10 protein-coding genes are annotated in these 11,031 nt (G+C 68.0%); 4 read left to right on the top strand and 6 right to left on the bottom strand.

The window, feature by feature from the left end:
* From gyrB to QZ847_RS13100, 6 genes are all read right to left on the bottom strand, one after another.
* The coding region (gene gyrB, locus QZ847_RS13125; protein ID WP_294357146.1) for a DNA topoisomerase (ATP-hydrolyzing) subunit B at positions 1 to 2,357 on the bottom strand (2,357 nt) is incomplete at its 3' end.
* A gap of 87 nt (positions 2,358 to 2,444) precedes the next feature.
* Entirely contained in the window at positions 2,445 to 3,212 is a 768-nt protein-coding gene (locus tag QZ847_RS13120) for an OmpA family protein (RefSeq protein WP_294357139.1), read from the bottom strand.
* 77 nt (positions 3,213 to 3,289) lie between these two features.
* Complete coding sequence (locus tag QZ847_RS13115; protein ID WP_294357137.1) at positions 3,290 to 4,549, bottom strand: MFS transporter; 1,260 nt, start codon at positions 4,547 to 4,549, stop codon at positions 3,290 to 3,292.
* A 186-nt stretch (positions 4,550 to 4,735) separates the two neighbouring features.
* Positions 4,736 to 5,773 (bottom strand): DNA replication/repair protein RecF, encoded by a 1,038-nt coding sequence (gene recF, locus QZ847_RS13110; RefSeq protein WP_294357144.1) that lies wholly within the window; start codon positions 5,771 to 5,773, stop codon positions 4,736 to 4,738.
* A gap of 110 nt (positions 5,774 to 5,883) precedes the next feature.
* The gene (locus QZ847_RS13105) at positions 5,884 to 6,675 is read right to left on the bottom strand and encodes a Coq4 family protein (RefSeq protein WP_294357135.1); all 792 of its coding nucleotides are present in this window, start codon (positions 6,673 to 6,675) and stop codon (positions 5,884 to 5,886) included.
* Positions 6,676 to 6,730: 55 nt separating this feature from the next.
* Positions 6,731 to 7,993, bottom strand: coding sequence for a cation:dicarboxylase symporter family transporter (locus tag QZ847_RS13100; RefSeq protein ID WP_294357142.1), 1,263 nt, complete (start codon positions 7,991 to 7,993; stop codon positions 6,731 to 6,733).
* A 61-nt stretch (positions 7,994 to 8,054) separates the two neighbouring features.
* Between QZ847_RS13100 and glmM the strand changes: the two genes are divergently transcribed.
* From glmM to QZ847_RS13080, 4 genes are all read left to right on the top strand, one after another.
* Entirely contained in the window at positions 8,055 to 9,395 is a 1,341-nt protein-coding gene (glmM, locus tag QZ847_RS13095) for a phosphoglucosamine mutase (protein ID WP_294357134.1), read from the top strand.
* A gap of 123 nt (positions 9,396 to 9,518) precedes the next feature.
* Entirely contained in the window at positions 9,519 to 10,388 is an 870-nt protein-coding gene (locus tag QZ847_RS13090; RefSeq protein WP_294357133.1) for an alpha/beta fold hydrolase, read from the top strand.
* A 95-nt stretch (positions 10,389 to 10,483) separates the two neighbouring features.
* Positions 10,484 to 10,711, top strand: a complete 228-nt coding sequence (locus tag QZ847_RS13085; RefSeq protein WP_294191461.1) for a DUF1272 domain-containing protein — start codon at positions 10,484 to 10,486, stop codon at positions 10,709 to 10,711.
* A gap of 116 nt (positions 10,712 to 10,827) precedes the next feature.
* Positions 10,828 to 11,031: bifunctional hydroxymethylpyrimidine kinase/phosphomethylpyrimidine kinase (locus QZ847_RS13080; RefSeq protein WP_294357130.1), on the top strand; the 204-nt coding region annotated here is incomplete at its 3' end.

Below are 11,031 nucleotides of genomic sequence, written 5' to 3'. Positions count from 1 at the left end.
GTTTCCCAGAGTTGCTCGGCGTTCATCTCGCCCAGCCCCTTGTAGCGCTGGATCGACAGTCCGCGCCGCCCGACGAGCAGGATCGCGTCGAGCAGTTGCGACGGCCGCGCGACCAGCGTCTCGCCCTTGCCGACGGTGACGGTCTCCTCGCCGTTCTCGTCGGTCGCTTCGGCATCGGCCGGCGTCTCGACCACATCCGCTGCTGCCGCCTTCGAGCGCACCAGCTTTGCTGCCTGCGCGTAAGCCTCGGCCTGCTCGGCGGCGAGCGTGTGGAGCTTGCGCGCCTCGGCGGAGGACAGGAACGCCGCCTCGACGATGTGGTGATCGGTGACGCCGCGCCACAGCCGCTGGAAGTGGATGCCGCCTTCCTCGGTCACCTGCGCGCTCCACGTCGCCTCGGTATCGCCCTGATCGAGCCGGCGCGTCACCTCCGCCACCGCCATCACACGCTGGTCGCGCGACGCCTCGGGGTCGAGCGCGCCGCCTAGCGCCAGTGTCTCGATGATCGCGGGGTCGTAGCGACGCGGCACGTAGCGCATCAGCGTCCGCATGCGTCGCGCGTGGTCGACCAGCAGGCGCAGGTCGGCGTCGAAGCGCGTGCCGCCCGCGGTCTCCAGCATCGTCGCGCCCACGCCCGCCTCGACCAGGTAATCGTCGAGCGCGGCGTCGTCCTTCAGATACACCTCGCTGCGCGCCTTGGTCGCTTTGTAGAGCGGCGGCTGCGCGATGTAGAGATGCCCCGCCTCAATGATCTCGGGCATCTGGCGGTAGAAGAACGTCAGCAACAGCGTGCGGATATGCGCGCCGTCGACGTCGGCGTCGGTCATGATGACGATCTTGTGATAGCGCAATTTGGCGAGGTTGAAGTCGTCGCGCCCGATGCCTGTACCCATCGCCTGGATCAGCGTGCCGATCTCGCGGCTGGCGAGCATCCGGTCGAAGCGCGCGCGCTCGACGTTCAGGATCTTGCCCCGAAGCGGCAGGATCGCCTGGAAATGCCGGTCGCGGCCCTGTTTGGCCGATCCGCCCGCGGAGTCACCCTCGACGAGGAACAGCTCGGACTTGGCCGGATCGCGCTCCTGGCAGTCGGCGAGCTTGCCGGGCAGGCTGGCGATGTCCATCACACCCTTGCGCCGGGTGAGCTCGCGCGCCTTCTTCGCCGCCTCGCGTGCGGCCGCGGCGTCGATCACCTTGCCGATGATCGCGCGGCCGTGCGCCGGGTTCTCCTCGAGCCACTCGGCGAGCTTGTCCGCCATCAGGCTCTCAAGCGGCTGGCGCACCTCGGACGATACCAATTTGTCCTTGGTCTGCGACGAGAATTTGGGGTCGGGCAGCTTGACCGAGACGATCGCGGTCAATCCTTCGCGCATGTCGTCGCCGGTCAGCGTGACCTTCTCCTTCTTCAGGAGCCCCGTCTTGTCGGCGTAATTGTTGAGCGTGCGCGTCAGCGCGGCGCGGAATGCCGCGATATGCGTGCCGCCGTCGCGCTGGGGGATGTTGTTGGTGAACGCCAGCACGTTCTCGTAATAACTGTCGTTCCACTCCAGCGCGACGTCGATGCCGACCTCGTCGCGACTGCCGTTGATCGCGATCGGCTCGGGCATCAGCGCCGCCTTGTTGCGGTCGAGATACTTCACGAACGCGGCGATCCCGCCCTCGTAGAAGAGCTCGACCGACTTCGGCTCCTCGTGCCGCGCGTCGGTCAGGAACAAGCGCACACCCGAGTTGAGGAAGGCGAGCTCGCGGTAGCGGTGTTCCAGCTTCTCGAAATCGAACTCGGTAATCTTGAAGGTGGAAGGCGAGGGGAGGAAGGTGACGCGCGTGCCCTTCTGGCCTTCCTCGGCCGTACCGACGACCTTCAGTGGCGCGACCGCGTCGCCGTGCGCGAAGCGCATGTAATGCTCCTGCCCGTCGCGCCAGATCGTCAGGTCGAGGAACTCGGACAGCGCATTGACCACGCTGACGCCGACGCCGTGCAGGCCACCCGACACCTTGTACGCGTTGGTGTCGCTGGTGTTCTCGAACTTACCGCCCGCGTGCAGCTGCGTCATGATGACCTCGGCCGCCGACACGCCTTCCTCCGGGTGGATGCCGGTCGGGATGCCGCGACCGTTGTCGGTCACGCTGACCGATCCGTCGGCGTTCAGCTGGATGTCGATCCGGTCGCAGTGCCCCGCCAGCGCCTCGTCGATCGCGTTGTCGCTGACCTCGAACACCATGTGGTGCAGGCCCGATCCGTCATCGGTGTCGCCGATGTACATGCCCGGCCGCTTGCGCACCGCGTCGAGGCCCTTGAGCACCTTGATCGAGGAGGCGCCATATTCGTTGGAATTGCTGTTCTGCGGATCGCTTGCCATATCAAGCATGTAGGGATTTCGCGCCCGGAACGGAAGCGAAATGGGACGCTCCCGCCCCCGCGCGGGAGGGCGGGAGCGCCCGGTTGATCAGTAACGCGCGAACTCGCTTGCGCGGCGACCCAGCAGCGTCACCTCAACGCGGCGGTTCTGCCGCATGCCCGCCGCGGTTGCGTTGGTCGCGACTGGATCGCGCTCGCCGTGCCCGACGACCGAGAAGCGTGCGCGGGTCACGCCCATCTGGTCGAATGCTGCGCGGACGCTCGCGGCGCGACGCTCCGACAGGTCCTGATTGTGCGCATCGGTACCGCGCGAGTCGGTGAAACCGTCGATCGCGACACGCACGCCCGGATTATCGCGCAGATAGCCGGCGAGCGGCTGCAGCTTCTGGATCGCGCCGGGACGCAGGCGGTCGCTGTCGGTCGCGAACAGCACGTCCTCCTGCAGCGTCAGCGTCGCGCCGCGCGGGGTCTGGCGGAAACCGTAATCGTGCATTGCGCGGCGGTCCCAGCCACCGCGGCCGGGCACCACGCGCGTTTCCTCGATCACCGTCACACGGTCGGCCGCGGGCCAGGCGTAGCGCGCGCGGTTCGGCCCCGCGATTGCGACAAAGGCGTCGTTGGCGGCCTCCGCCTCGCGCGGCTGAACCCGGCCGTCGCGATTGTAGTCGAAGTTGCGCATGACGAAGGCCTGCCCGCGCGCGCTGTTGCGCAATTCGGGGAAGAGCAGCCGGACGCCCGCGCCGACCAGGCGATAGTCGCCGGGCCGGTAATCCCAGCGGCCCTGCGCCGTGGCTGGCAAGGCCGCCGTGGCAGCCAGTGTCGCCGCCGTGGCGACCAGAAGAGACAGTTGTTTCACGCGAACATACTCCTGCAAAACCCCCGCAGGCGAACGCGTATCGCGGCATTCGGTTTAACCTGAGTTGGCCGAAATCGTCAGCCGAGGTTCACCGGATCGGTCGGTACCGTGCGGTCGCGCAACGACAGGAAGCATACGCCCGCACCCAGCAGCGCGACCGCGCCCGCGATCAGCGCTGCGTCGTAATTGTCGAACAGGTCATGCAGCCGACCGAAGCCGATGATCCCGATCGCGGTGCCGACCAATGTCAGCGGCATAGCGCTGCCATAGATCTCGCCGAACGCACGAAGTCCGAACAACCGCGCGGCTAGGAACGGCAGCAGGTCGTTCTCCGCGCCGTTCATCAGTCCGGCCATGAACACCAGCGCGAGCGCGACGGCGAGGTTCGAGGACCCCCAGGCGAGCCCGACGAAGGCGATCGCGGAGACGAGCGCGAAGGCGGCAGCGGCGGGTTGCGGGCGATAACGGTCGATCAGCGCGCCGATCAGTAGTCGCCCCGCGATTGCACTCGCCCCGAATGCGGTCAGCAGCACCGAGGCCTGCGTGCTGTCCAGCCCCATCTCCAATCCTAACGGCACGATCTGCGTGACGAGTCCGGTGGTCGCCAGATTGACCAGCATCGCGCCGATGACGATGCGCCAGAAGCGTGGGTCTCGCCGCGCCTCGGCCGCGGTCATGCCCGCGACGATCACGGGCGGCGCGCCGTCCTCCGCGATCGTCGGTTTGGCGAGCGACGACGATGGCCGGATCACCAGCAGGATGAACGGCAGCGCCGCCGCACTCGCCAGTCCCAAAGCGACGAAGCCGCGCCGCCAGCCCCATCCGTCTATCACCCAGCCGAGCGCAGGTGCGGCGATGATCGTCATGACCGCCAGTCCCGATGTCGCGATCGCCAGCGCAGTGCCGCGGTGATGGCGGAACCGCAGCGCGATCATCTTGCCGTACACCAGGCTGCTCGTCCCGGGCACCGCCAGCACCAGCAACACGATGCACGCCTGATAATGCCAGATCGCGCCGCCGACGCTCGCCAGCAGCAGATACGCCGCGACCAGCACCGCCGACGACGCGACGATCACCGGACGCACGCCGACGCGGTCGGCCACACGCCCGACGAAGGGCGCGATCAGCACGCCGACCAGCGCTAATCCCGCGGCAGTCGAGATATCCCCGCGCGACCAGCCGAACTCGCGCTCCAGCCCGGGCGTGAAGAGGCTCGACAGATTCTGGTACAATCCGGGTCCGAACCCCGCACCCAGCAGCGCGGCGACGACGACGCGCCAGCCGCGCCGCCATTCCGACCGCGGCTGCACCGTCGCGTCGTCATATACCTTTGGCATGACAGGCGCGGTGTCAGGGTCGATGATGCGCCACCATTGCTGTGTGCCGCATCACGAACGTGTTCGCATAGACATTGATCATGCGCATCCAATCCGCCGGTACGCTGCGCCCGGTCGATCGTTCAAGCGGCTCAGCTCCGGCTACGTTCCGCCATCGCTCCGGTGCGCAAATGATCGGGGCGTAGATCAAAGCGCTACGTGCATCGCGTCATCGGCCGCGTCGAACAATGCGCGCTCGGTACCCGTCATCCACACCTGTCCGCGTCCCGACAATCGCGCGAACAGCGCCGCGCGCCGCGCCGGGTCGAGGTGCGCCGCAACCTCGTCGAGCAGCAGCACCGGCGCCGCCCCGCGCCGTTCCGCCACCAGTTCGGCATGCGCCAGCACCATGCCGAGCAGCAACGCCTTCTGCTCGCCGGTGGAAGCGAGTGCGGCGGCTGCGCCCTTGTCAACGTGGGTGACGAGCAGGTCGACGCGGTGCGGACCGACCAGCGCGCGCCCCGCCGCGGCATCGCGCGCACGCCCCTGGCGCAGCGCGGCGGCGAACGTGTCGGCGTCATCAGACCATCCCTCCAGCACGATCGACGCGCGCGGGAAATCGATCGCGGGCGCGTCGCGTAGCCGTTCCTCAAGCGCCATCACACTGGTCCGCCGCGCCGCATCTAGCGCCAATCCGTGCCGCACCATCTGCGCCTCCAGCGCGTCGAGCCAGGCGGGCTCGGGCGCCTCCTCCGCCAACAAGCGGTTGCGGTCGCGCATCGCGCGGTCGTAGCGCTGCGTCTCGGCCGCGTGTCCGGGGTGCAGCGCGAGCGTCAGCCGGTCGAGAAAGCGCCGCCGCTCGCCCGCGGGTTCGACGAACAGCCGGTCCATCGCCGGTGTCAACCACAGCACCGACAATCGCTCGGCCAGCGCGCCCGCGCTCGCGTTCGCACCGCTCACGCGCACTACACGACGCTCGGGCGCGGTCGCCAGCGTGCCCGTTGCGATCTCGACCCCGTCGGTGAGCGTCGCCGCCACGCCGAACCCGCCTGGCCCGTCGCTGCGCGCCATCTGCGACAGGCTCGCGCGGCGCAGGCCACGGCCGGGCGCCAGCAGCGACACCGCTTCCAGTACATTGGTCTTGCCAGCGCCATTGTGTCCCGTCAGCACGACGAACCCGCTCGCCGGCGACAGCTGCAGGTCCGCGTGATTGCGAAAGTCGGTGAGCACCAGCCGCGAGAGCATCGCGTGTCCGTAGCGCGCTTTGCCGAACCACGACACCCCGGCACGCACCGGCGGCGTGCCGGCCAATCCACCGCCCGGCCGGGATGGCCGCGCGGTGGCTGTCACCGGCGTTACGCCGCCAACCGCTCCGGCTCGGCCGCGCGCTCCTTCTGCGCGCTTAGATACGATGCCATTGCGGGACCAAGCTCACGCTGCGCGCGCCGATACTGGACCGGCTCCTTGATGTTCAGCCGCCGACGCGCCGCGTCGATCGGCTCGTGCAGCAACTCGAGGTAATCCTCGCCCGAGATCCACTTCGCCGCGCGGCCGTGGCGATATCCTTCGATCACGGCACGCGCGAACAGCGTCCCCTTGGTCACGTTCAGGCTCTTCAGCGACGCCGCCGCGGCGATGAACGCCCAGCCGAGCCCGCCGACCTGCGCGTAGCTGAATGCGACCAGCGCCGCCTCGCCCAGGCTCTCGTCCGCCTGATAGCCCGTCAGCACGTGCCAGATGTCGTGCGTGTCGCGGATGCGCCGCCCCATCCACGCGTAGGGGTGGACCATGTCGTCCTCGTCGGGCTGGAGCTTGCTGACCGCCACCAGCCCGTCTGCCGAATAGCCGGTCGATTCGAGGAAGTGGCGGTACGCCGCGCCGACCGTGCCCGGCGCGAAGCTCGCGACGAAAGCGGGATCGGTGAAGCGCTCGGCCAGTTCGACATGATCCTGCGCGATGCGGCCACCCTTCTCGGTCGCGATCAGCCGCGCGTAATTCTGCGGCGCGTTGCCGACGTTCAGCGCGCGCATGATGCGAAACACCTGCTGCGTGTCGTCGCCGTTGTTCATCAGCTTCCTGATCGCATCGATCGCGCTGCGCCAGTCGCGCTTGCCGTCGGTGCCCGGAAACGGGGGGAGGGTAGCCATAGGTCGACTCCTTACTGACAATAGTGTCAATAAGTCGTTTCCTCCACGCCGTCAATCAACCGGCGGGCAGCTCGACCAGTTCGTCATCCTCCACGGGCTCCGCCCCGCGGCCGAGCAGGGCAGTCGTGGCGATGTCCATCGTTACGTTCCCGACCGTGCGAATGATGTCGGGGATCGTCTCCACCGCGACCAGCAGGCCAAGCGGCGCGACCGGCGCACCCAGCGTCGCCGCCACCGGCGCGATCGCGCTGACGTAGCTGACCGTGCCCGGCAGGCTGACCGATCCGAGCGAGGTGAGCGTCGCAACCACGGTCGCGGTCGCGATCGTGCCGAACGTCAGCTCGACCCCGAACCAGCGCGCGACGTAGATCGCGACCGCCAGGTTCATCGCCGGCCCCGTGGCGCGAAACACCGCGACTGCCAGCGGCAAGGTCACGCCACCGACACGCACCGGCACCCCCGCCGTGCGCGTGCCCTCCAGCATCGCGGGCAGCGACGCGAGCGAGGATTGCGTGCTGATCGCGACCACCTGCGCCGGCAGCGCGGCACGCACGAACCGTCCCAGCGGCAATCGCGCACCCAGCAGCGCGAGTGGGTAGGCGAACAAGGACACGACGACGCCGACCGCGACCACGGTCAGGATGTAATGCACCAGCGCCCCGAACGCGCCGGTGCCTGCGCGCGCGCCGACCACCAGCGCCAGCGCGAACACGCCGACCGGCGCGATCCACAGCACCCAGTCGATCACCACCAGCATCGTGTCGCGCAGCGCGGTGAAGAACTTGGTCAGCAGCACGCGCAACTCGGGCTCGATCCGCCCGAGCGCGAACGCGAAGACGAGCGTGAAGATGATCAGCGACAGGAACGCATTGTCGCCCGCTGCCTTGACCACGTTCGACGGCACCACCCCGGCCAGGAACTCGCCCAGCGGTGGCACCTCCGGGATCGCCTGCGCACCCGTCAGCGCGGACCTGAGTGCCGCCGCCGATGCAGCGGGTAGCGGCACCAGTTCGAGGAACAACGGCGTCAGTACCGCCGCCGCCGCGGCCGAGCAGAACAGCAGAACGACGTAGAGCGCGATCGCGCGCGCGGCGAGCCGCCCGGCCTTCGCGGCCTCCGCGGTCGCGGCGACGCCCGTCACCAGCAGCGACACGACCAGCGGCACGATCGTCATCTGCAACCCGTGCAGCCACGCCGAGCCGATCGGTTCCGCGACGCTCGCCACACCCGCCACGTAAGTGGGCGCGAGGGCGGCGAGCGCGATCCCCGCCGACAACCCGACGACGAGCGAGAGTAATATTCGGGTCGCCTGCGACATTATCGCCCTTTTCATCGGCACTCGTTATGGAGCCTGGCAGCGCAAGCGGATGGAAGGCGTGATGGCAAGAAAGTATTTCGGCACCGACGGCATACGTGGGCTTACCAATGCGGGTGCGATGACCGCCGAAATGGCGATGCGCGTCGGCATGGCGGCGGGTCGCCACTTCCTGCGCGGGCAGCACCGCCACCGTGTCGTGATCGGCAAGGACACGCGCCTGTCGGGCTATATGCTCGAAAGCGCATTGCAGGCGGGATTCACCTCGGTCGGCATGGACGTGACGCTCGTCGGCCCGATCCCGACGCCCGCGGTCGCGATGCTGACCGCGTCGATGCGTGCCGACATGGGCGTGATGATCTCCGCCAGTCACAATCCGTTCGGCGACAACGGGATCAAGCTGTTCGGCCCCGACGGGTTCAAGCTGTCCGACGAGGACGAGGAAGCGATCGAGGCGCTGATCGACGCGGGCGACGCCGAACTCGCGCAGCCGGCCGAGATCGGCCGCGCCAAGCGGATCGACGACGCGCGCGGCCGCTACATCCACTTCGCCAAGACGACCTTTCCCGCCGACCTTCGCCTCGACGGCCTGCGCGTCGTCGTCGACTGCGCCAACGGCGCCGCCTACAGCGTCGCGCCCGAGGCGTTGTGGGAGCTGGGTGCGGAGGTGATCTCGATCGGCGTCACCCCCAACGGCCTCAACATCAACGACAAGATCGGCTCAACCCACCCCGCCGCGCTCTCGGCCAAGGTGCTGGAAACGCGCGCCGATATTGGCATCGCCCTCGACGGCGACGCCGACCGCCTGATCGTCGTCGACGAGCGCGGCCGCGTGATCGACGGCGACCAGCTGATGGCGACGATCGCGGAAGGCTGGGCGCGCGCCGGGCGGTTGAAGGGCGACGGCCTCGTCGCCACCGTCATGTCGAACCTCGGCCTCGAACGTCACCTGGCACAGCACGGCCTCGGCCTCGTCCGTACCAAGGTCGGCGACCGCCACGTGCTCGAACGCATGCGCAGCAGCGGCTACAATGTCGGCGGCGAGCAGTCGGGGCACATCATCCTGTCCGATTACGCCACCACCGGCGACGGGCTGGTCGCCGCGCTCCAGGTGCTCGCCGAGGTCAAGCGCGCGGGACGCCCCGCCAGTGAGGTGCTCCACCGCTTCGAGGCGGTGCCGCAACTGCTCAAGAACGTCCGCTTCGCCGGCGGCAAGCCGCTCGAGCACGACGCGGTCAAGGCCGAGATCGCGCGCGCCGAGGCTGAACTCGCCGGCACCGGCCGCCTCGTCATCCGGCCTTCGGGCACCGAACCGGTCATCCGCGTCATGGCCGAAGGCGACGACCGCGCCCAGGTCGAACAGATCGTCGATGCGATCTGCGAAGCGGTGCGACGCGCAGGGTAGGAGTGCGCCCTGGTCAACATGCGTGGCCGGTACAGGCGGCATGGTACCGAAGACGTCTGTACCTACCCAAACGGCGATGCCCACTTCTAGTCTGGTGACCGCGGTGGGCATCGGCGCACGTGCATGCGGCTAAAGCAACGCGCGCTCTTTGTCGGGTTATCGGCAATGCTCGGCTTGGGCGTGAGCTGGCTTGCCGGCTCGATCATGGTTGCCGGGCATCATTCCCGTGTCGAGGCGGCGGTTCTACCAAGCCGTGACTTCAGGCTGGTGACGCGGGACGGTGTCGGCATCGCGGCGACCTTCACTCCCGGTCGAGCGACACGGTCGCCTGCCGTGCTGCTTTTGCACGGTGTGGGCGCCTCGCGGGAGGAAACAGCCCGCAACGCTGCATGGCTGGCAAGCCTTGGCTACGCGACCCTCACCATAGATTTTCGAGGACACGGCCAGTCCGACATTGCCGCACGGACCTTCGGGCTTGATGAAGCATCGGACGCGCAGGTTGCGTTCGACTGGCTCAGGCATCGGCAGGGTGGTGCACCCGTGGCGGTGATCGGCATCTCGCTTGGTGGCGCTGCCAGTCTGCTCGGCAAGGACGGTCCACTCCGCGTCAACGCGTTGATCTTGCAAGCCGTCTATCCCGATATCAGGCACGCGATCAGGAATCGTATCGCAAGCCGCACATCCACAGGCATCGGCTACCTGCTGGAGCTGTTGCTCAGCTTTCAGGCACCACTACGCTTCGGCGTCTGGCCCTCCCGATTATCTCCACTCGCCGCATTGCGACGCTATCATGGACCCGTCCTCATCATCGGCGGAGCGAAGGATCGGTCAACTCCTCCGGCCGAGAGTCGGGCCATGTTCGCGGCCGCTCGATGGCCGAAGAGTTTGTGGCTGGTGCCGATTGGCGATCACGCCGACATTTGCGGCCTCACCGATGCAGCATATCGCAATCACGTCAAAACCTTCCTAGCGAAAGTGATGCCGACCCCTTGATGCCTGAATACGCTTGTTGAGCGCCGCGCGTACCAAGCCTGCGTGATCGGAGGTCGCCACTTTCCCCCGCACCGCCGCCACGCTATCTCTTCCACATGCTCGAGATGCGCCCCGACTGCGAACGCTGCGGCGTCGATTTGCCCGCTGATGAGGGCGGCGCGTTCATCTGCTCGCTGGAGAATACCTTCTGCGCCGATTGCGCCGACGCGCTCGATGAACGCTGCCCCGATTGCGGTGGCGAGCTGCTCGACCGCCCTGCGCGCGTCGGCAAGCTGCTGGCGAAGCACCCCGCATCCGCCACCCGCCATGCTCGCGCACATTGAGGGGCGACGCTGTCCTACCCGCACCCTTGCCGCTATCGCGTCCGAATGCTCACCAGCCCTTGCTTACACGAAGTTGAGATTACGCGCGTGAGTGTCAACTTTCTCAACTTCGCCGCATGACGATCCCGCGCATCCTCGTCATTGCCGGCTCCGATTCAGGCGGCGGCGCGGGCATCCAGGCCGACATCAAGACGGTGACGATGCTCGGCGGCCACGCCATGACCGCCGTCACCGCGCTCACCGCGCAGAACACGCTGGGGGTCGAGGGCATCCACCCGGTTCCGCCCGCCTTCGTCGTGCAGCAGATGGCGTGCGTCGCC

It is taken from the genome of uncultured Sphingomonas sp., from assembly GCF_913778135.1.
GTDB lineage: Bacteria > Pseudomonadota > Alphaproteobacteria > Sphingomonadales > Sphingomonadaceae > Sphingomonas.
The sequence above is the reverse complement of the archived record's forward strand: the minus strand, read 5'-3'. Positions and strand labels throughout refer to the sequence as shown.

What these genes read in the sequence shown, in the direction of transcription:
- QZ847_RS13115 (WP_294357137.1), bottom strand. Translation starts at nt 4,549, where the DNA reads ATGCCAAAGGTATATGACGACGCGACGGTGCAGCCGCGGTCGGAATGG.
- recF (WP_294357144.1), bottom strand. Translation starts at nt 5,773, where the DNA reads ATGCTCTCGCGGCTGGTGCTCACCGACTTTCGCAATCACGCGGACCTG.
- QZ847_RS13105 (WP_294357135.1), bottom strand. Translation starts at nt 6,675, where the DNA reads ATGGCTACCCTCCCCCCGTTTCCGGGCACCGACGGCAAGCGCGACTGG.
- QZ847_RS13100 (WP_294357142.1), bottom strand. Translation starts at nt 7,993, where the DNA reads ATGTCGCAGGCGACCCGAATATTACTCTCGCTCGTCGTCGGGTTGTCG.
- glmM (WP_294357134.1), top strand. Translation starts at nt 8,055, where the DNA reads ATGGCAAGAAAGTATTTCGGCACCGACGGCATACGTGGGCTTACCAAT.
- QZ847_RS13090 (WP_294357133.1), top strand. Translation starts at nt 9,519, where the DNA reads ATGCGGCTAAAGCAACGCGCGCTCTTTGTCGGGTTATCGGCAATGCTC.
- QZ847_RS13085 (WP_294191461.1), top strand. Translation starts at nt 10,484, where the DNA reads ATGCTCGAGATGCGCCCCGACTGCGAACGCTGCGGCGTCGATTTGCCC.